At 37.3% G+C, this 21,467-nt stretch carries 24 protein-coding genes and 1 pseudogene; all 25 read left to right on the forward strand.

Annotated features, from left to right (window positions below):
* The first annotated feature begins 142 nt into the window (after nt 1-142).
* The 25 genes and pseudogenes from ABH959_RS09090 (at nt 143) to ABH959_RS09210 (ending at nt 21,437) form a co-directional block, all read left to right on the forward strand.
* Nucleotides 143-1,165 (forward strand): YeiH family protein, encoded by a 1,023-nt coding sequence (locus tag ABH959_RS09090; RefSeq protein WP_404492498.1) that lies wholly within the window; start codon nt 143-145, stop codon nt 1,163-1,165.
* A gap of 122 nt (nt 1,166-1,287) precedes the next feature.
* Complete coding sequence (locus ABH959_RS09095) at nt 1,288-1,485, forward strand: helix-turn-helix transcriptional regulator (RefSeq protein WP_002143740.1); 198 nt, start codon at nt 1,288-1,290, stop codon at nt 1,483-1,485.
* Nucleotides 1,486-1,496: 11 nt separating this feature from the next.
* Nucleotides 1,497-1,884, forward strand: a pseudogene (locus ABH959_RS09100) (hypothetical protein).
* A 17-nt stretch (nt 1,885-1,901) separates the two neighbouring features.
* Complete coding sequence (locus ABH959_RS09105) at nt 1,902-2,123, forward strand: hypothetical protein (RefSeq protein ID WP_002143738.1); 222 nt, start codon at nt 1,902-1,904, stop codon at nt 2,121-2,123.
* Nucleotides 2,120-2,515, forward strand: coding sequence for an ATPase (locus tag ABH959_RS09110; protein ID WP_113936263.1), 396 nt, complete (start codon nt 2,120-2,122; stop codon nt 2,513-2,515). The genes ABH959_RS09105 and ABH959_RS09110 overlap by 4 nt, the downstream gene beginning before the upstream one ends.
* A gap of 20 nt (nt 2,516-2,535) precedes the next feature.
* Nucleotides 2,536-2,763, forward strand: a complete 228-nt coding sequence (locus ABH959_RS09115; RefSeq protein WP_404492499.1) for a hypothetical protein — start codon at nt 2,536-2,538, stop codon at nt 2,761-2,763.
* A gap of 100 nt (nt 2,764-2,863) precedes the next feature.
* Nucleotides 2,864-3,625, forward strand: a complete 762-nt coding sequence (locus ABH959_RS09120) for a MerR family transcriptional regulator (RefSeq protein ID WP_061689022.1) — start codon at nt 2,864-2,866, stop codon at nt 3,623-3,625.
* Nucleotides 3,622-4,242 (forward strand): hypothetical protein, encoded by a 621-nt coding sequence (locus tag ABH959_RS09125; protein WP_016102252.1) that lies wholly within the window; start codon nt 3,622-3,624, stop codon nt 4,240-4,242. The genes ABH959_RS09120 and ABH959_RS09125 overlap by 4 nt, the downstream gene beginning before the upstream one ends.
* Before the next feature lie 47 nt (nt 4,243-4,289).
* Complete coding sequence (locus ABH959_RS09130) at nt 4,290-4,721, forward strand: DUF4362 domain-containing protein (RefSeq protein ID WP_080118320.1); 432 nt, start codon at nt 4,290-4,292, stop codon at nt 4,719-4,721.
* 152 nt (nt 4,722-4,873) lie between these two features.
* Nucleotides 4,874-6,850: an excinuclease ABC subunit B gene (uvrB, locus tag ABH959_RS09135; protein WP_404492500.1), complete on the forward strand. Its 1,977-nt coding sequence runs from the start codon at nt 4,874-4,876 to the stop codon at nt 6,848-6,850.
* Between the two features lie 5 nt (nt 6,851-6,855).
* Complete coding sequence (gene uvrA / locus ABH959_RS09140; RefSeq protein WP_098167525.1) at nt 6,856-9,726, forward strand: excinuclease ABC subunit UvrA; 2,871 nt, start codon at nt 6,856-6,858, stop codon at nt 9,724-9,726.
* A gap of 58 nt (nt 9,727-9,784) precedes the next feature.
* Complete coding sequence (locus ABH959_RS09145) at nt 9,785-10,234, forward strand: DUF4275 family protein (protein WP_404492501.1); 450 nt, start codon at nt 9,785-9,787, stop codon at nt 10,232-10,234.
* A gap of 114 nt (nt 10,235-10,348) precedes the next feature.
* Nucleotides 10,349-10,729 (forward strand): phage holin family protein, encoded by a 381-nt coding sequence (locus ABH959_RS09150; RefSeq protein WP_002089574.1) that lies wholly within the window; start codon nt 10,349-10,351, stop codon nt 10,727-10,729.
* A gap of 156 nt (nt 10,730-10,885) precedes the next feature.
* Entirely contained in the window at nt 10,886-11,815 is a 930-nt protein-coding gene (hprK, locus tag ABH959_RS09155) for an HPr(Ser) kinase/phosphatase (protein ID WP_002016091.1), read from the forward strand.
* A gap of 24 nt (nt 11,816-11,839) precedes the next feature.
* Nucleotides 11,840-12,652, forward strand: a complete 813-nt coding sequence (gene lgt / locus ABH959_RS09160; RefSeq protein ID WP_002034719.1) for a prolipoprotein diacylglyceryl transferase — start codon at nt 11,840-11,842, stop codon at nt 12,650-12,652.
* A gap of 66 nt (nt 12,653-12,718) precedes the next feature.
* On the forward strand, nt 12,719-13,366 hold the full coding sequence (gene ppaX / locus ABH959_RS09165; protein WP_002112826.1) for a pyrophosphatase PpaX: 648 nt from the start codon (nt 12,719-12,721) through the stop codon (nt 13,364-13,366).
* A 53-nt stretch (nt 13,367-13,419) separates the two neighbouring features.
* On the forward strand, nt 13,420-13,926 hold the full coding sequence (locus ABH959_RS09170; RefSeq protein WP_002139159.1) for an acyltransferase: 507 nt from the start codon (nt 13,420-13,422) through the stop codon (nt 13,924-13,926).
* 145 nt (nt 13,927-14,071) lie between these two features.
* Nucleotides 14,072-15,583: a tetratricopeptide repeat protein gene (locus ABH959_RS09175; RefSeq protein WP_113936266.1), complete on the forward strand. Its 1,512-nt coding sequence runs from the start codon at nt 14,072-14,074 to the stop codon at nt 15,581-15,583.
* A gap of 84 nt (nt 15,584-15,667) precedes the next feature.
* Nucleotides 15,668-16,624, forward strand: a complete 957-nt coding sequence (gene trxB, locus ABH959_RS09180) for a thioredoxin-disulfide reductase (RefSeq protein WP_404492502.1) — start codon at nt 15,668-15,670, stop codon at nt 16,622-16,624.
* A 162-nt stretch (nt 16,625-16,786) separates the two neighbouring features.
* Nucleotides 16,787-17,593: a DUF368 domain-containing protein gene (locus ABH959_RS09185; RefSeq protein ID WP_002016085.1), complete on the forward strand. Its 807-nt coding sequence runs from the start codon at nt 16,787-16,789 to the stop codon at nt 17,591-17,593.
* Between the two features lie 215 nt (nt 17,594-17,808).
* Entirely contained in the window at nt 17,809-18,267 is a 459-nt protein-coding gene (locus ABH959_RS09190; RefSeq protein ID WP_001190080.1) for an NUDIX hydrolase, read from the forward strand.
* 20 nt (nt 18,268-18,287) lie between these two features.
* A complete protein-coding gene (rapZ, locus tag ABH959_RS09195; RefSeq protein WP_002016084.1) occupies nt 18,288-19,169 on the forward strand; it encodes an RNase adapter RapZ in 882 nt (293 codons plus the stop codon).
* 3 nt (nt 19,170-19,172) lie between these two features.
* A complete protein-coding gene (locus ABH959_RS09200) occupies nt 19,173-20,126 on the forward strand; it encodes a gluconeogenesis factor YvcK family protein (protein ID WP_113936267.1) in 954 nt (317 codons plus the stop codon).
* An 88-nt stretch (nt 20,127-20,214) separates the two neighbouring features.
* Complete coding sequence (gene whiA, locus ABH959_RS09205) at nt 20,215-21,165, forward strand: DNA-binding protein WhiA (RefSeq protein WP_002016082.1); 951 nt, start codon at nt 20,215-20,217, stop codon at nt 21,163-21,165.
* Nucleotides 21,166-21,188: 23 nt separating this feature from the next.
* Nucleotides 21,189-21,437, forward strand: a complete 249-nt coding sequence (locus tag ABH959_RS09210) for an HPr family phosphocarrier protein (protein WP_002016081.1) — start codon at nt 21,189-21,191, stop codon at nt 21,435-21,437.
* The last annotated feature ends 30 nt before the right edge of the window (nt 21,438-21,467 follow it).

Below are 21,467 nucleotides of genomic sequence, written 5' to 3' on the forward strand. Positions count from 1 at the left end.
CCTTTATTTTTGCTTTTATTTTATCATAAGTATTTCTGATGATAGGGATTCAATATTGATATTAAACTTATTATTAAAATTCTCTTATAATGTAACTAGAAAGAACATGCATGTTCCAATACGATTATTGGGGTGGTACAAAGTGGAACAAACACTTGTTATACAAAAGAAGAAGGGCTTTGGATTTTCGCAAGGTATTGGGATTACGTTATTAATCGCAATCGCCGCGAAATATTTAGCAGAGCTTCCATTTTTAAATATTATGGGACAATTAGTAATCGCTATTCTAATCGGGATGGTTTGGCGCGCGGCAATCGGGATTCCTCAAGAAGCGATAGTGGGAACGAACTTTGCGAGTAAGAAGTTGCTTCGCTTTGGGATCATTTTACTTGGAATGCGGTTAAATCTTGTAGATATTGCGAAGGCGGGGCCGAAAGTATTGGTCATCGCAGCGGTTGTTATTACATTTACAATTTTCGTTGTATATGGACTAACGAAAGTATTTAAAGTAGAAAAGAAACTTGGGATTTTAACAGCATGCGGGACGGCGATTTGTGGTGCGGCCGCAGTTGTCGCGATTGCACCGCAAGTGAAAGCGAAAGATGAAGAAACGGCAGTTGGGGCAGCGATTATTGCAATTTTAGGTACAATATTTACACTTATTTATACGCTATTATACCCAGTGCTTGGCTTCTCACCGTACGGTTACGGGGTGTTTTCAGGTGCGACATTGCACGAAATCGCTCACGTTATCGCGGCTGCAGCGCCAGGAGGTAGCACGGCTGTAGACATCGCGGTTATTGTGAAATTAACGCGCGTTGCGATGCTTGTGCCAGTAGCAATTTTAATTGGATTATGGTTTGGTAAGAGTGAAGATGGCGAGGAAAAAAGATCGTGGCGCGACCTTCCAATTCCATGGTTCATCTTTGGATTTTTAGCGATGAGTGCAGTGCATTCGATTGGGATTATCCCAGAAGTTGTTGCTGGATATATTGTAGTCATTGCGTACATGCTTATTGCAATGGCAATGGCAGGACTCGGTTTAAATGTAGAGTTTAAAACGTTCCGCAAATTAGGAAGTAGGGCATTCGTGGCAGGATTGATTGGCTCGGTTTGCTTATCTGTTCTTGGGTACGTTCTTGTATATGCATTAGGATTTATGTAGTAGCAAAGAGGCATCTTATAGATGTCTCTTTTTTTACCTTTTTTTGTAAAGATATCTTTACTTACAATTGGAAAATATTTATAATTAAAGTAAAGATATCTTTACTTTCGAAGGTGGAGCCTATGGGTGTAAAAAATACAATAAAAGAGTTAAGAAAGCAAAATCATATAACGCAAGTTGAAATGGCAAAGGCGATGCAAGTGACGCGGCAGACAATTGTGGCGATTGAAAACCATCATTATAACCCGAGTCTAGAGTTATCCTTAAAAATCGCCAAATATTTTGGGATGAAGGTGGAGGAAATATTTACGCTAGAGTAAGGGGAGAAAAAATGAACGATACTAAAAAATTATTTACCGGTGTGACTTTTGGATTGTTTTTGGGAGACATTGTAGTTCATATTATGAATCCGGCTATACCAATTTTATCAATCGTAGTGAGTAACATTTTAGCAATTGCATTTTTGATAGTGTGTGTATTACAAAAAGCGTAAGTACAAAAAAGAAGAACTTCCAGATATAGATGAGCGAGTAAATGAAAACATAAAAAGGTATGTAAATGTTTCATTTGTATGCGCGTTTTTATTGCTTATTGTTTATATTGTTGCGAGTAAAGCAATAGGCAGAGCTGTTATACCAGTGCAAGAAATATTTATGATATGTAGTTCCTTATTTGCGGGTAGTCTCATCATAGGAGTAATGGCGGGAAAACGGGCATAACGATAGGAGGAATGAAAATGCAAGATGAGTTTGAGAGATTTCAGTCGGATAAAGCGTTTAAATATTTAGGGTTGTTTTTAACAATGAGTTTAGCGGTATGGAGTTTGTATAATTTAATTGTTTATGGAAATGCGGGCATGCCATTTGTTTTATTTGTATTAGGACAGTTTGTTTATTTCTTTGTGAATTATTGGCCGAAGTGGAAGTATAGAAATAAGAAAGAGGCTGGTAATACATGAATAAGCAAGAAGTTATGAGGTTTATAGGAAGCTTATCTTTAGCGGGGCTTATTTTAAATACAAGTTTAGTCATTTTAAATATTTCGTGGGGAGCGATATTGATTTCAAATGTAGCCCTTATTAGTTTATACGCTGTGTCTGAGTATAAGGAGCGAAAGCGATGGAAAGAAGAAGGTGTACCTGCATTAGATGAGAGAATCATGAAAAAAATGCAGCAATACTTTACGGCTTGTATGGTAGGTTTCTTTTTGTTTTTTATCGCGTATCTTTCTGTAAATAAGTACTTAGATAGACAAACCTTGGATGTAAATGAATTATTACATATAGTTATTTTAGGTTTTTTAATTAGCATGGCATCAACAAGTGTATTAGCGACAAAGACCAGTAAATAGATATATAAAGGGGAAACGGGATGGGATTAGCGGTATTATGTGTCGCTACGGCTATTTTTGCTTTGTTTTGGGGAATACAAAACTTCTCTCGTAATCCAGTGCCAAGTGTATGTATTATGATTGGTGCTGTAGGTTTATCATACTATTTATTAATTTTAGCGCATTATCATAAAACAGCAACAAGTGTTGTTGTAGGGGCAATTATTTTATTTTGTGGGCGTGCTATACAAAAGGGGTTATTTCCATAAAAGCTGTTTATACAAAAGGTATAAATAGCTTTTTGTATTTTTTTTACAAACTACTTGAAAGTTACGTTACGTCACCTTTTATAATGAAGGAGAAGAGGTGATGGAGTTGATTTCAATTCAAGAACTAACGAGGGAAACAGGGGTTACAGTAAGGACGTTACGTTATTATGATCAAATTGATTTATTAAAGCCGAGTGGGAAAACTGATGGAGGACATCGGTTATATAGCGAGAGAGATGTTGTTCGTTTGCAGCAAATTTTATTTTTAAAAGAAATGGGTTTTTCATTAAAAGAGGCTGCGAATATGTTAGTAAAAGGTGAGCTTAACTTAAAGGATTCTCTTGAAAAACAACTTCGGTTTGTACAGGAAGAACAAAAGAAATTCAATCGAATGGAGCGTGTTTTACAAGCTGTTGTTTATTCGGTAGATGTGGAAGGAGAACTGGATTGGAAAGTTATGTTTGAACTCATTCAGCTTTCGAAACAGTCTCCGCGAATACGTGAGATGTTTCAAAATGAAGTTTTTTCTAAGGGAGAACAAAAGTTGCTTCATAATTTGCCGAACATGAGTGAAGAAGACCCGAATGTTTTAGAATGGGTAAATTTATTAAAGCAACTACGTAACTTTATGAAAGACGGTAAGGAAGCATCATGTGATGAGGTACAAGGCGCAACAAAGAAATTAATGCAGAAGTGTTTAGAGATGGCAAATGGTGATGAAGCATTTTTAGATAAATTGTGGGAAGTAAGAAAGTCAAAAGAAGATTCACAGAAAATGAGTATGTATCCAATTGAAGAAGAGCTTCTATTATATATGGATGAGGCTTTTCGTATATATGACGAAAGGGAGAGGGATAAATGAGTATACTTGCAGAATATCGTTGGTATTTTTTAATTGGGGCAGAGATTGTATTTTGGTTATCAGCTATCGGATTCTTTTTACTAAGGTATGGATTTCGCTTGAAAAAGGCAAGTTTTATTATGGGGATTGTGCTACTTGTAAATGAAGTGTTTATTTTAACTTTAGGAGTAGTGGACTACTATCAAACAGGGAAGTTCTCTAATTTTCAAATCATTACGGTAATCATTTTATTATATGCAGTTTTTTATGGGAAAAAGGATTTGAAGAAATTAGATATATATGTACAAAAATTAGTTGCGAAGTGGCGGAATGAACCGGCGCCTATTATCGAAGAACCACTTGAAGTAACAGGGATGGCGCATGCGAAGCAGGAAATAAAAAATTGGATTTTACATCTTATTTTGTTTATTGCTGTTCATATATTCTTTTTCTTCATGTATGGGCTTATTCCAGTAGAACAGTGGGGGAATTGGTTAGAGTCAGGAATCGTTTTAAATAAAGCAGCAAGTCGTGTAAGCCAAGTGTGGGCTATTATTCTTTTAGCGGATACTGCGATTTCATTTTCATATGTTATTTTTCCGAAGAAGGAGAAAGGAAATAAGAAGCTACTTTCATAGAGGAAAGTAGCTTTTTTCTAGTATACCAATAGTTTGTATAGGAGAGGATAACGATAGGAAAAAGAACAGGTTTTATATGCTTATTTCTCTTTAGTTTAGTAGCATGTTCACAACCTAACAGTGCAATTGATAAGAAGAATGATGTCGTTGCAAAGGGGGCGGAAATTTCTAATCTAGATAAATTCGAGAAGTTCGTTTGGAATGTGGAACAAGGGGAAGTTGATAAAATAAGAATTGTACAGTATACACATGAAGGTGACCCGATTTTTCAAACGTTAGAGCATAGTGAGAAAGATATACTTTATGTGTTAGATAATAGGCAAGATCAATTTGCTGGTGACCATAAAGGGTTACATAAAGATAGTTGTAAAAGGATTGTTAAAGAGCAACGTGAATCAGAAACTTCATATAGGTTAATAGATTGTACGAATGAAAATGGGCGCAATGGATATGACTTATTATATGTACTTAAAAAATAGAGTTAGTAGAGGAAGGAAGTATTTATTCCTTCCTTTTTCTATATATAACTTGTCGAAAACTTTACCGAATATCTGTTCGTTTTTTTTAGGTTTTTTATGGGCATTCGTGGTAAAATAATAATACAGATTTTTATGAGGAGGTCGGTTTTTAGTTGGAACATCCATTTGAAATTATCTCAGAGTATTCCCCGCAAGGTGATCAGCCGGGAGCGATAGAGAAGCTTGTAGAGGGAATTAATAGTGGAAAGAAAAAGCAAGTGTTGCTTGGAGCGACAGGAACGGGTAAGACATTTACGATTTCAAATGTCATTAAAGAAGTGCAGAAGCCAACACTTGTAATGGCTCATAATAAAACGTTAGCAGGACAGTTATATAGTGAGCTGAAAGATTTCTTTCCTAACAATTCTGTGGAGTATTTTGTTAGTTATTACGATTATTATCAGCCAGAAGCGTACGTACCACATACGGATACGTTTATTGAAAAAGATGCGCAAATTAACGATGAAATTGATAAATTACGCCACTCGGCAACGTCTTCTTTATTTGAAAGAGATGATGTTATTATCGTTGCGAGTGTTTCGTGCATATACGGTTTAGGTTCTCCGGAAGAATACCGCGAGTTAGTTGTTTCGCTTCGAGTTGGTATGGAAAAGGACCGCAATCAATTGCTTCGTGAACTTGTTGATGTACAGTATGGACGTAATGATATTGATTTTAAGCGTGGTACATTCCGTGTGCGCGGAGATGTAGTTGAAATCTTCCCCGCATCACTTGATGAGCATTGTATTCGAATTGAATTTTTTGGGGATGAAATAGATCGTATTCGAGAAGTAAATGCATTAACGGGTGAAGTATTAGCAGAACGTGATCATGTAGCAATCTTCCCGGCATCTCACTTCGTTACACGTGAAGAAAAGCTGAAGGTCGCTATTGAAAATATCGAAAAAGAATTAGAAGAGCGTTTAAAAGAATTAAATGATAACGGTAAGTTGTTAGAGGCGCAGCGCATAGAACAGCGAACGCGTTATGATTTAGAAATGATGCGAGAGATGGGCTTTTGTTCAGGGATTGAAAACTATTCCCGTCATTTAACACTTCGTCCAGCAGGTTCAACGCCGTATACGCTTTTAGATTATTTTCCAGAGGATTTCTTAATCGTTATGGATGAGTCGCACGTATCGGTTCCGCAAGTAAGGGCGATGTATAACGGGGACCAAGCACGTAAGCAAGTGCTTGTTGATCATGGATTCCGTCTGCCATCAGCTTTAGATAATAGACCGCTCACGTTTGATGAGTTTGAAGAGAAAACGAATCAAGTTATTTACGTTTCGGCAACGCCAGGACCGTACGAGTTAGAGCAGTCACCGAAAGCAATAGAACAAATTATTCGTCCAACAGGGCTTTTAGATCCACCAATTGATATACGACCAATTGAAGGACAAATAGATGATTTATTAGGAGAAATCCATGACCGGATTGCGAAAAATGAACGTGTATTAATTACGACTTTAACGAAGAAAATGTCAGAGGATTTAACGGACTATTTAAAAGATGTAGGAATTAAAGTGAATTATCTTCACTCTGAAATTAAAACATTGGAGCGTATTGAAATTATCCGTGATCTTCGCCTTGGTAAGTTTGATGTACTTGTCGGTATTAACTTATTACGAGAAGGATTAGATATTCCAGAAGTATCACTTGTAGCTATTTTAGATGCTGATAAGGAAGGGTTCCTACGTTCAGAGCGTTCATTAATTCAAACAATTGGTCGTGCGGCGCGTAATGCAAACGGCCGCGTTATTATGTACGCAGATCGCATAACGAGATCAATGGGAATTGCAATTGAAGAAACACAGCGTCGTCGTAGTATACAAGAAGCTTACAATGAAAAGCATGGTATTACGCCGAAAACGATTCAAAAAGGAGTACGTGACGTTATTCGTGCGACAACAGCAGCTGAGGATATGGAAATATATGAAGCAACACCAGCTAAGAAGATGACGAAAAAAGAACGTGAAAATACAATTGCGAAGATGGAAGCAGAGATGAAAGAAGCAGCAAAGGCATTAGATTTCGAGCGTGCAGCTGAATTAAGAGATTTACTATTAGAATTAAAAGCGGAAGGGTGAAAAGAGTGAGTAAAGATTTTATTGTTGTAAAAGGTGCTAGAGCGCATAATTTAAAAAATATTGACGTAACCATTCCGAGAAATCAGCTTGTTGTTGTGACGGGATTGTCTGGTTCGGGGAAATCATCGTTAGCATTCGATACGATTTATGCAGAAGGACAGCGTAGATACGTGGAATCTTTATCTGCGTATGCGCGCCAGTTTTTAGGGCAAATGGATAAGCCGGATGTTGATATGATTGAAGGTTTATCTCCAGCGATTTCAATTGATCAAAAAACGACGAGTCGTAATCCTCGTTCAACGGTTGGAACGGTAACGGAGATTTATGATTATTTACGTTTATTATTCGCACGAATTGGTACGCCGATTTGTCCGAATCATGGAATTGAAATTACATCACAAACAGTGGAACAGATGGTAGACCGTGTTCTTGAATATCCTGAACGTACGAAGTTGCAAGTGCTAGCGCCTATCGTGTCAGGGCGTAAAGGTGCGCATGCGAAAGTATTAGAAGATATTAAGAAGCAAGGTTATGTTCGTGTGCGCGTTGATGGAGAGATGCTGGATGTATCGGAAGAGATTACTTTAGAAAAAAATAAGAAGCATTCAATTGAAGTTGTTATTGACCGTATTGTTGTGAAAGAAGGAATTGCAAGCCGACTTGCAGATTCACTAGAAAGTGCTTTAAAGCTTGGCGGGGGCCGAGTTTTAATCGATGTAATGGGAGAGGAAGAACTTCTATTTAGTGAACATCATGCTTGTCCACATTGTGGTTTTTCAATCGGAGAATTAGAGCCGCGTATGTTCTCGTTTAATAGTCCGTTCGGCGCGTGTCCTTCTTGTGATGGACTTGGATCGAAGTTAGAGGTAGATTTAGAACTTGTTATTCCGAACTGGGATGTATCATTAAATGAACATGCGATTGCTCCTTGGGAACCGACAAGTTCACAATATTACCCGCAATTATTAAAATCTGTGTGTAATCATTACGGCATCGATATGGATATGCCGGTGAAAGATATACCGAAGGATTTATTTGATAAAGTGCTGTACGGAAGCGGAGAAGAGAAGCTTTATTTCCGCTATGTGAATGAATTTGGTCAAGTAAAGGAAAATGAGATTTTATTTGAAGGTGTTATCCCGAATATTGAGCGTCGTTATCGTGAGACGAGTTCTGATTATATTCGCGAGCAAATGGAGAAATATATGGCAGAGCAAGCTTGTCCGAAGTGTAAAGGTGGACGCTTAAAGCCTGAGAGTTTAGCTGTTTTCGTTGGTGATAAAACGATTGCCGATGTAACGAAATATTCTGTTCAAGAAGTACAGGAGTTCTTCTCAACTGTTGAGTTAACGGAGAAACAACAAAAAATTGCTCATTTAATTTTAAGAGAAATTCAGGAACGTGTTGGGTTCTTAGTGAACGTCGGTTTAGATTATTTAACGTTAAGTCGTGCCGCAGGAACTTTATCAGGTGGTGAGGCGCAGCGTATTCGTTTAGCGACACAAATTGGTTCTCGCCTTACTGGCGTACTTTACATTCTTGATGAGCCTTCTATCGGTTTGCATCAGCGTGATAATGATCGTCTTATTCGTACATTGCAGGAAATGCGTGATTTAGGAAATACGTTAATTGTTGTTGAGCATGATGAAGATACGATGATGGCTGCTGATTATTTACTTGATATCGGACCTGGTGCAGGTATTCATGGTGGTCAAGTTGTATCAGCAGGTACACCAGCTGAAGTTATGCAAGACGAGAATTCATTAACTGGGAAATATTTAAGCGGTAAAGAGTTTATTCCGGTACCACTTGAAAGACGTAAAGGTGACGGACGTAAAGTGGAGATTGTCGGCGCGAAAGAAAATAACTTAAAGAATGCGAAAATGTCATTCCCTTTAGGAACATTTGTAGCAGTAACAGGCGTATCTGGCTCTGGAAAAAGTACGATAATTAATGAAGTACTATACAAATCATTAGCTCAAAAGCTATATAAAGCGAAAGCAAAGCCAGGGGCTCATAAAGAAATTAAAGGTCTTGAGCAGTTAGATAAAGTGATTGATATTGATCAATCACCAATCGGGCGTACACCACGTTCAAATCCGGCGACATACACTGGCGTATTTGATGATATTCGTGATGTATTTGCGCACACGAATGAAGCGAAAGTACGTGGGTATCAAAAAGGACGTTTCAGCTTTAACGTAAAAGGCGGCCGTTGTGAAGCGTGCCGTGGTGATGGAATTATTAAAATCGAAATGCATTTCTTACCAGACGTGTATGTTCCGTGTGAAGTTTGTCACGGTAAACGTTACAACCGTGAAACGTTAGAAGTGAAATATAAAGATAAGAATATTTCTGAAGTGTTAGGGATGACAATTGAAGATGGGGTAGAGTTCTTTGCTAATATCCCGAAAATTAAGCGTAAACTTCAAACGCTTGTAGATGTAGGGCTTGGTTATATGAAATTAGGACAACCAGCTACGACGTTATCAGGTGGTGAGGCGCAGCGTGTGAAATTAGCTTCTGAATTACATCGTCGTTCTACAGGGCGTACGTTATACATTTTAGATGAGCCAACGACTGGCTTACATGCACATGATATTGCACGCCTTCTAGAAGTGTTGCAACGTCTTGTTGAGAGTGGTGAGACGGTACTTGTAATTGAGCATAATTTAGATGTTATTAAAACAGCTGATTATATTATTGACCTTGGACCAGAAGGCGGAGACAAAGGCGGACAAATCGTTGCTTCCGGAACGCCAGAGCAAGTAGTGAAAGAAGAGCGCTCTTATACAGGTAAGTATTTAAAAGAGATTTTAAATCGTGATAAAGCAAGAATGAAAGAGAAAATAAAAGAAGTAGAGTTATCACAATAAGTTGTTAATGAAAGCCGAGTGGGAATTACACTCGGTTTTTATTTCATAGGGGGAGAAAATGGAGTTTATAGAGGTATTGAGAAAGAAAAATACGAAGGTAAGGGAATTTCAAAATTGGGGTGTATACTTTAGAAAGCGCTGGGAGGATAACTTTGCGAATCATTTGAGTTATGAAGAGAAAGAAGAGATTCATTTATATGGGGATAAATATAGCTGTGGTTACTTGTGGCACATATTCAGTTATGAAAAGAAAAAGTGTTTAGAAGGTAAAGAAGCGGAGAATATGTTTCATAATGAAATGAAAAAGGAGTGTTACATCTTCTTTCAACATTGTGACGAAGTACTGCTAATAAAGGATGCGAGTTTATTACGTATGGATGATATATTAAGCGAGACAGACGATGCGTATAAAGGCGATATCTATATTGTAGATAAAGATTTCACTTGGACCTTTGCGAAAACTCATGAACATAGATGGTGTGGCCCGTATTTCGCAAGGAAATGTTAATAGGTATACAAGCATGAAGGATAGAATAAGTTGATATAAGTGTATGTATGTTACTTGCGTTTATTATCTATTAGCGTATGATGAAATATATATGTTAAAAGGATGTGTAAGGAAATGAGATGGATTGTATCACTTCTTGTAAATAGCGTTGTGTTAATAGCTGTATCCGGACTTTTAAAAGGGGTTGCACCAGACGCATTTTACATAGCAAATATACAAACTGCAATTATTGCGAGTATTATATTGGCGATTTTAAACGTATTTGTAAAGCCGCTTTTAATTTTAATTACGCTACCGATTACTCTTGTAACTTTCGGTTTCTTCTTAATTGTTATTAATGCAATTACGTTAAAGATGACGGATTCGTTATTAGGGGACGCCTTTAATATATCTGGATTTGGTGTAGCGATTGTTGCGGCAATTTGTATTTCTATTTTTAATATGATAATTGAAAAAGTAATTGTTGAACCATTACATGAAAAAAAGAGAAAATGACAAAAAGAAAAACATTTCATGATTCATATGAAATGTTTTTTTCTATTTATTAGAAACCGAGTTTCTTGTTTCCAGAAAAAAATGGTACAATATCCGATAGAATGGAATTTTACATCAAATGAGACTGAACCCGCAGCGGAGTGGAGGTTTATACATATGCCGAAAGTAAGGACAAAAGATTTAATTGAACAATTCCAATTGGAGTTAGTAAGTGGTGAAGAAGGGATTCATCGTCCGATTGATACGAGTGATTTATCGCGACCTGGAATTGAAATGGCAGGATTTTTTACATATTATCCAGCTGATCGCGTGCAGCTTCTTGGGAAAACGGAGCTTACGTTCTTTGATACGTTAACGACAGAGCAAAAGCAAGAGAGAATGAAAGCGCTTTGTACTGAGGAGACGCCTTGTATTATTGTAACTCGTAATCAAGATGTACCGGATGAGTTATTACAAGCATCACGTGAATCAGGCGTGCCTTTATTACGTTCTGCTCAAACGACGACGAGATTATCAAGTCGTTTAACAAACTATTTAGAAGGTAAGTTAGCGCCAACAACAGCTGTTCATGGTGTGTTAGTAGATATTTATGGTGTTGGTGTTTTAATTACAGGTCAAAGTGGTGTCGGGAAAAGTGAGACAGCGCTTGAACTTGTAAAGCGTGGTCACCGCCTTGTTGCGGATGATAGCGTAGAAATTCGTCAAGAAGATGAAGATACATTAGTAGGGAGCTCACCTGATTTAATTGAGCACTTATTAGAAATTCGTGGTCTAGGTATCATTAACGTAATGACGTTATTCGGTGCAGGGGCAGTACGAAATTATAAACGTATTACACTTGTTATTAATCTTGAAATTTGGGATCAAAAGAAAAATTATGATCGCTTAGGTCTTGATGAAGAGAAGATGAAGATTATTGATACAGAACTTACGAAGATTACACTTCCAGTTCGTCCTGGTCGAAACTTGGCTGTTATTATTGAAGTAGCAGCGATGAACTTCAGATTAAAACGTATGGGAGTCAATGCGGCACAACAGTTCTCTGAACGATTAATGAGTGCGATTGAGTTAGGAAATCAAGAGTAGACTCTGGAGAGGGAGGTCATATATATGCTGTTAGGTTCTGTACCACAGCTTGACCGTATAGCAGTCCAACTTGGGCCGTTCCCTGTTTATTGGTATGGGGTTATTATCGGTACAGGTGTGCTATTAGGTCTTTGGCTAGCAACCCGCGAGGGAGAAAGGCTTGGTATTCACAAAGATACATTTATCGACCTTGTATTAATCGCAGTACCAATTGCCATTCTTTTTGCGAGAATGTATTATGTCATTTTTGAATGGGAATATTATTCGCAAAATCCGAGTCAAATTATTAATATTCGTCAAGGTGGTTTGGCGATTCATGGTGGTTTAATCGGGGCTGTTATTACAGGAATCCTTTTTGCGAAACGACGCGGGCTTTCATTCTGGAAGTTAGCGGATATTGCTGCGCCGAGTATTTTACTAGGACAAGCAATTGGCCGATGGGGAAACTTTATGAACCAAGAGGCGCATGGTGATGAAGTAACGAGACAGTTTTTAGAAGGTCTTCATTTACCAGATTTCATTATTAATCAAATGTACATTGATGGTGTGTATTATCACCCAACGTTTTTATATGAATCATTATGGAACTTTGCGGGTGTTATTTTACTACTCGCGTTACGAAAAGTGAATTTACGCCGTGGTGAATTATTCTTCACATATTTAATTTGGTATTCAGTGGGACGCTTCTTCGTAGAAGGTTTGCGTACAGATAGTTTAATGTTAGGACCACTTCGTATTGCACAAGTAATGTCTATTGGAATTGTTGTTATTTCTATCATTTTCATTATTGTGAGACGAAAAATGGGGCAAGCTGATAAAAGATATTTAGAAAATTAGAGAAAAGTAGCATCTTATATAAGATGCTGCTTCTTTCATATTCAGGTAATGAAAGGATTAAGGACGATGAAAATAAATACAGTGTTATTTGATTTAGATGGAACGTTAATTAATACAAATGAACTTATTATCTCTTCTTTTTTACATACGTTAAATCACTATTATTCTAATCAGTATAAGCGTGAAGATGTATTGCCATTTATCGGTCCATCTTTGCATGATACTTTTAGTAAGATTGATGCAAGTAAGGTTGAAGAGATGATTACATGTTATCGTCAATTTAATCATGAGCATCATGATGAATTAGTGGAAGAGTATGAAACTGTATATGAAACGGTTCAAGAATTGAAGAAGCAAGGTTATAAGATCGGCATCGTTACAACGAAAGCGAGACAGACGGTTGAAATGGGATTAAAGCTTTCGAAACTTGATCAGTTTTTTGATGTTGTCGTGACGATTGATGATGTGGAACATGTGAAACCACATCCAGAACCACTTCAAAAAGCACTCGAATTATTAGATGCAAAGCCAGAAGAAACATTGATGGTTGGTGATAATCATCATGATATCGTCGGTGGACAAAATGCAGGTACGAAAACAGTAGCGGTTTCATGGACATTGAAAGGTAGAGCGTATTTAGAAGCGTATAAACCAGATTATGTGCTAGATAAAATGAGTGATTTACTACCGATTTTGTCCCGCATTAACGGGTAGTAAGATTCCTGCCGGTTAAAGTGTCACTTTATATAAGTAGAGGAGAGAGTTCAGTGCGACGGACAACGCGCTATCCTGTTTCAGGAGAAAATTCATTGTGGAATGTGTATAAAACAGTTTCTTTTTGGAAGGTAATGAAAAACTTTATTATCATCCAAATCGCACGTTACACGCCATTTTTATCCGTAAAGAATTGGTTATATCGCACGTTTTTACGGATGGAAGTAGGAAAGAAAACGTCGTTTGCACTTATGGTAATGCCAGATATTATGTTTCCAGAAAAGATTACTGTGGGAGACAATTCAATTATCGGCTATAATACAACGCTTTTAGCGCATGAATATTTAATTCGTGAGTATCGACTCGGAGAAATCGTCATAGGGAATGAAGTTATGATTGGAGCGAATACGACAATTTTACCAGGTGTGACAATTGGAGATGGAGCTATCGTTTCTGCAGGCACACTTGTCCATAAAGATGTACCAGGCGGCGCTTTCGTAGGCGGAAATCCGATGCGTATTATTTATACGAAAGAGGAAATGGCCACTAGAGAAGGTTGATGTTAAAAATGTAACATTTCCCTTCTGTTTTTATGAATAAAAAGGAAATAATTGAGTATAATATACTGTTTTGTTTTTTACGGAATCGTTTATACTTATAGATAGAAGAATGTGTGAACGAAGAAAACAAAAAACTGGAGGATATATGGGGAAAAATCAAAGAATATATAAGGAGAACGGACAAGTTATCTCTTTTAATCAGTTAGCGGACTTCTTTTATAAAAAAGGGATGAGGGCTTATAAAGGGCAAAAATTGCAAGATGCAATTAAATATTTTCGAAGAGCAGCACAAAGCGAAAAGGAGCCGTTTATTTTATGCCAACTAGCAATAGCATTATCTGAATCTGGTGAATATCAAGAGTCGAATCAGATATTTCTAAAGCTTGTTAGATCCAATCCTGAACTTGAGCAATGCTATTATTTTATTTCAAATAATTATGCATATATGGGCTTGTTTCAACAGGCGAAGAAGTATGCAGAGCGATATTTAGAAGTTGCGGAAGAGAAGGAATTTGTAAAAGATACATTAGAATTGCTTGAGATTATGGAAGAAGATGCAATGGGTGCGGAAGAGATTGAGGATGAAGATGAGCTAATTGTTATGCAAGAAGAAGCGAACCGCTACATTCGTAACGGACAATTAGAAGAGGCGATTGCTACACTAGAAGTTGTTACGAAAGAATATCCAGAATTTTGGTCAGGACATAATAATTTAGCGATTGCACATTTTCAATCAGGTAATGTAGATCAAGCGCTTAAGTTAACAGAAATGATTTTAGAGAAAAATCCTGGTAATATGCATGCGCTTTGTAATACGCTTATTTTTCTATATTCAATTGGAGAGCATAAGCAAGTAGAGTCATTAGCGGGGCAGTTAGTTTCGGTATATCCAATTTCATTTGAGCATCGTTTGAAACTTGGAACAACGCTTGCAACAATTGGTCATTTTGAACCTGCATATAAATGGTTCAAAGTATTAAAGCGTCAAGGTTATGAAGGAGATGTCAGTTTTTATTACTGGTTTGCATACTCTGCGTATATGGTGAAGGAACAGCAAGTAGCTGAAAAAATGTGGCAACATGTTGTAGAATTGCATCCTGATAAAAAAGGAAAAGAACCGTGGAATGCACTGAATTTAGCAGATGAAGGACAAAATCTTTTATTTGAAGAGCTACGAAAATCATTTCAGCAAAGTACGACACTAGAAGAGAAAATGCTAGCTTTATATTTAATGAATGAATTGTCAACACCAGAGAAGGTTGGATTCTTCTTTGATGTAACGCAAGCGAAAAATGGTGTTCCAATCGTATCGCAACTTGCAAAATATTTCTTTTTACTTAATAGTCATAAAAGTATCCCAGCTGATTTACAGCAATTTGAACAGTGCGTACGAATCGCGGATGCATTATACAATTATACGAAAAAAGACGATGAATTAATCGAAGAGTGTTTAAATTTTTGGTTTTGCACGTTCATACGTTTATATACATCTGGAGCGACCTTTACAAATGTGTACGGTTGGTCAGCGGCAATTGAATACATTGTGCGCGGCGAACAAAGAAATAAGATGACACAGGCAGAGCTTGGTGATGTATATAATGTATCTGTAGCGACTGTACGAAAGTATGTGCAGGCTGTTAAGCGCACGCACACGTAGGGTAGGCAAATCATTGGGAAAAAAATGATGCTAACAGTATAATGAGGGTAACTTAATGTGTATGAATGAATGGGAGTGAATAGTGTGTCAGAAGAAAAAATTTATGATGTCATTATTATTGGTGCAGGACCAGCTGGTATGACAGCTGCGGTATATACATCTCGTGCGAATTTAAGCACACTGATGCTTGAGCGTGGTATCCCAGGTGGACAAATGGCAAATACAGAAGATGTAGAGAACTATCCAGGTTATGAGTCTATTTTAGGACCAGACTTATCAAATAAAATGTTTGAGCATGCGAAGAAATTTGGTGCTGAATATGCATACGGTGATGTGAAAGCAATCATCGATGGTAAAGAGTACAAAACAATTATTGCTGGTAAAAAAGAATATAAAGCACGTGCAATTATCGTTGCAAGCGGTGCAGAGTATAAAAAAATTGGTGTGCCAGGTGAAACAGAACTTGGCGGCCGGGGTGTATCATATTGTGCAGTATGTGATGGTGCATTCTTTAAAGGGAAAGAACTTGTTGTTATTGGCGGCGGAGATTCTGCTGTTGAAGAGGGTGTATTCTTAACACGCTTCGCATCAAAAGTAACGATCGTTCACCGTCGTGACACTCTTCGTGCACAGAAAATTTTACAAGATCGTGCTTTCCAAAATGAGAAAGTAGATTTCATTTGGAATCACACTATAAAAGAAATTAACGATGCAAATGGTAAAGTAGGAAGCGTAACACTTATAGATGTAAACAGCGGAGAAGAGCAAGAAGTTAAAACTGACGGCGTTTTCATATACATCGGTATGTTACCATTATCAAAACCGTTTGTTGAGCTAGGTATTACAAATGAAAATGGTTATGTTGAAACGAACGAGCGTATGGAAACGAAAGTTCCTGGTATTTTCGCAGCTGGTGATGTTCGTGAAAAAATGCTTCGTCAAATTGTAACGGCAACAGGCGATGGTAGTATTGCAGCGCAGAGTGCACAGCATTATATAGAAGAGTTAGTAGAGGAACTAAAGACTGTAACAGAAAAATAAGGGTGTTTTTTCCTTTTTGGAAGAAAGCTACCGATAGGTGGCTTTCTTTTTTTTGTTCAAATGTCAAACTTTTGTCAAAAATAATTAAGAATATAGTGTTTCTTATTGTTATACTAGAATTTACGGGAAAAATCACTATAAGAAATGAGGAATTTATTCAGTATGGAATGGCGTAATATATATCGTGGATTTTGTATGGGCGTTAGTGATTTAATTCCTGGTGTGAGCGGCGGAACAATCGCTGTTGTGTTGGGGATTTATGAACAATTGCTCGCAGCAATTAGCGGATTCTTTAGTCGTGAATGGAAAAAACATTTAGCGTTTTTAATCCCACTTGCAGCTGGTGTAGCGGCAGCTTTTCTAACGTTAAGTCATGTTATTAAATATTTATTAGCAAATCATTATGAACCGACTCAATTTTTCTTCCTCGGTTTAATTATTAGTATATTACCGATGTTAATGAGAGAAGCTGATGCAAAGGCAACGTTTAAAGGTAGTCATATTGCCTTATTAATAATTGCAGCAATTCTTGTTGCAATAACAGCATTCTTTAAACCAGATAAGGCAGCTGATCCGATTACGACGTTAACAATTTTAAATGCAATTGGTTTATTTTTCGCAGGATGGATGGCTAGTATGGCTATGCTTCTTCCTGGAATTAGTGGATCGTTTATTTTATTAATTATTGGTGTTTATCCGACAGCAATTAACGCTTTAACTACACTCAATTTACCGTTAATCGTGGTTATCGGTGCCGGAGTGATGGCCGGATTTGTTGTAAGTAGTAAAGGAATTAGTTATTTGTTAGATCGTTATAAAAGTATGACATTTGCGGCAATTATTGGGCTCGTTATCGGGTCGATTGTCATTGTGTTCCCTGGCATTCCGACTGGTGGAATTTCAATTGTAAGTTCAATTATTACTTTTATTTTAGGATTTGCGGTTGTTACTTATTTCGGTAAGAAATAAGTGTTTTAATCCCCTTAACGATAAAAATCGTTAAGGGGATTTTTATGTGCTATTCATGGGAAGTAAGGTATTTTGATTGCTTGTTATAGAAAGAATTTTTACAATTGCTTAGCGAAAGGGGACTGGCACCTTCGTTGTAGCAAACTGTTTTTGATAGTATAATGAAATGAGTATGCAGTGAGAAATTTTGCTGCAAGTAGCTGAGGTGAAGAAACATGCAAAGAGTGACAAACTGTGTGTTAATTAGAGATAATGAAGTACTCTTACTCCAAAAACCTCGCCGAAATTGGTGGGTTGCACCGGGCGGGAAAATGGAGCGTGGTGAGACAGTAAGAGATTCCGTTGTTCGCGAGTATCGTGAAGAAACAGGTATTTATTTAAAGAATCCAGCATTAAAAGGGGTCTTCACTTTTGTCATCCAGGAAGGTGATAAAGTTGTTTCTGAATGGATGATGTTCTCCTTTTTAGCAACAGATTTTGCAGGAGAAAACAAATTAGAGAGCGAAGAAGGCATCATTGGTTGGCATACATTTGATAAAATTGATGATTTAGCAATGGCACCAGGAGATTATCACATTATTGATTATTTAATTAAAGGGAATGGTATAATCTACGGTACATTTGTATATACCCCAGATTTTGAGTTGCTTTCATATCGATTAGATCCGAGTTAAACCTGCAAGGAGAGGATACGATGACAGAGAATAATGATATAAAAATGGTAATTATTACAGGGATGTCTGGAGCTGGAAAGACGGTAGCGTTACAAAGTTTCGAAGATTTAGGATATTTTTGTGTAGATAATTTACCACCGATGTTATTGCCGAAGTTTATTGAACTTATGGCAGATTCAAAAGGAAAAATGAATAAAGTGGCACTCGGTATTGATTTACGTGGCCGAGAGTTTTTTGAATATTTATGGGGAGCGCTTGATGATTTATCAGAACGTACATGGATTATTCCTCATATTTTATTTTTAGATGCGAAAGATAGCACACTTGTAACTCGTTATAAAGAAACGAGACGTTCGCATCCACTTGCGCCAACTGGCTTGCCGTTAAAGGGAATTGAAGCTGAGCGTGGTCTCTTAACTGATATGAAGGCACGAGCGAATATTGTGCTTGATACATCTGATTTGAAACCGAAAGAACTACGAGAAAAAATTGTTCACTTATTCTCAACAGAAACTGAGCAAGCATTTCGTGTAAATGTTATGTCATTTGGATTTAAGTACGGAATTCCAATTGATGCTGATTTAGTATTTGATGTTCGTTTTTTACCAAATCCATATTATATTCCACATATGAAGCCATTAACAGGACTGGATGAAGAAGTTTCGTCGTATGTGTTGAAATTTAATGAAACACATAAGTTTTTAGAGAAATTGACGGATCTTATCACTTTCATGCTGCCTCATTATAAAAGAGAAGGTAAGAGTCAACTTGTAATTGCGATTGGATGTACGGGTGGGCAACATCGTTCTGTTACGCTTACAGAGTACCTTGGGAAACATTTGAAACCAGAGTATAGCGTTCATGTATCTCATCGTGATGTGGAGAAGAGAAAGGGCCATTAGGGGATGAAAAAAGAGAGAAAACCTAAAATTGTTATCATGGGAGGTGGAACTGGACTTTCTGTTTTATTAAGGGGATTAAAACAATATCCTGTTGATATTACAGCAGTTGTAACAGTAGCCGACGATGGAGGCAGTTCAGGTAGACTACGTGATGAGCTAGAAATTCCACCTCCAGGTGATATTCGTAACGTACTTGTTGCGTTATCGGATGTAGAACCATTAGTGGAGGCTTTATTTCAGCACCGTTTTACAACTGGAGACGGACTGAAAGGGCATGCGTTAGGAAATTTATTGTTGGCAGGTATGACTTCGATTACAGGAGACTTTTACCACGCGATTACGGAAACGAGTAAAGTATTAAATGTCAGAGGACGTGTATTACCAGCAGCGAATCAAAGTGCGGTACTTCATGCAGAATTAGAAGATGGAGAAATTGTAACAGGTGAATCAAAGATTCCTCATTTCGGGAAGAAGATTAATCGTGTCTTTTTAACTCCAGAAGATGTAGAACCGTTATGTGAAACGTTGACGGAAATTAAACGAGCTGATTTGCTTGTTTTCGGTCCAGGAAGTCTGTACACAAGTATATTACCGAATTTAGTTGTTAACAAAATTGGAGACGCTGTTCTTGCTGCAAAAGCGAAGAAGGTATATGTATGTAATGTTATGACGCAAGCGGGCGAAACGAAGGGTTATACTGCGTTTGATCATGTGCAGGCGTTACATGATCATTTAGGTAAACCATTTATCGACACTGCGATTGTAAATAATCGTGATATTCCTCATGAATTACGTAAGTTATATGAGGAAGAGATGTCGGAACCAGTTGCACTGGATACAAATCGTTTTGCTGAACATAATATCGAAATCATTCAAGATAGATTAGCGAAATATGATGAGCGTGTTGTAAGGCATGATACATTAAAGTTAGCTTCTATTTTATATTCATTGTTATAAATGTGCGTTGCCTCGTTTGAGGTAACGCTCCTCATTCATATAGGACAAGATTTTTGTTCCAAAGTAATAGTATAAGGAGGTGTTGACTGTGTCATTTGCATCAGAAACAAAGAAAGAGTTGACCAACCTTGAAATGAAGGAATGCTGTGAGAAATCGGAATTATCGGCGTTGCTTCGAATGAACGGATCGCTTTCTTTTTCAAACCGTCGCCTATCTATCGATATTCAAACGGAAAATGCAGCAATTGCAAGAAGGATTTATACGCTTTTGAAAAAAGGATATGATGTGACGGTAGAATTACTTGTTCGTAAAAAAATGCGATTGAAGAAAAATAATGTATATATCGTGCGGCTTGTTGAGAAGTCTCGCGAAATATTAGCAGATCTTCACATTGTTCGAGATGACTTTTCGTTTATTCGAAATATATCGCAGGAATTAATCGAGAAGAAATGTTGTAAACGATCGTATTTACGCGGTGCATTTTTAGCAGGTGGTTCAGTAAATAACCCAGAAACATCATCTTATCATTTAGAGATCTTTTCGTTATATAAGGAACATAATGATTCTATATGTGAACTGATGAACGGATTTGATTTAAATAGTAAGACGTTGGAAAGAAGAAAAGGGTACATTACGTATTTGAAAGAAGCTGAAAAAATTACAGAGTTTTTAAATATTATAGGTGCTCATAATGCACTTTTAAGATTTGAAGATATTCGAATTGTTCGTGATATGCGTAATTCAGTAAATCGTTTAGTTAACTGCGAAACAGCTAATTTAAATAAAACAATTGGTGCAGCGCTAAGGCAAATTGAGAACATCCGCTATATTGATGAGACGGTTGGGCTTGATATTTTGCCAGATAAATTAAGAGAAATTGCACAGTTACGAAGAGATTATCAAGATGTAACATTGAAAGAGTTAGGTGAGATGGTATCCGGGGGGAAAATTAGTAAATCGGGTATTAATCATCGTTTGCGTAAAATCGATGAAATTGCAGAGAAATTACGCGCGGGGGAAACAGTAGCAAAAAAATAAAAGGTTAAAGGGGAAATGGAGCTGTGGTTCAAAAACTGGTTAAAGTGGCATTAAAAAACGGCTTACAAGCACGTCCGGCTGCGTTGTTTGTACAAGAGGCAAATCGCTTTCATGCGGATATCTTCATCGAGAAAGATGGAAAGACAGTGAATGCAAAGAGCATAATGGGGATTATGAGCTTAGCGATCGGAACTGGTAGCATGATTACAATCACAACAGAAGGTTCAGATGCAGAAGAGGCTTTGGAAGCATTAACTGCATATGTACAATAAAGGGTTATCGCGAATGTGCGATAGCTTTTT

It is taken from the genome of Bacillus sp. RC51, assembly GCF_044908115.1.
GTDB classification, from domain to species: Bacteria; Bacillota; Bacilli; order Bacillales; family Bacillaceae_G; genus Bacillus_A; species Bacillus_A mycoides.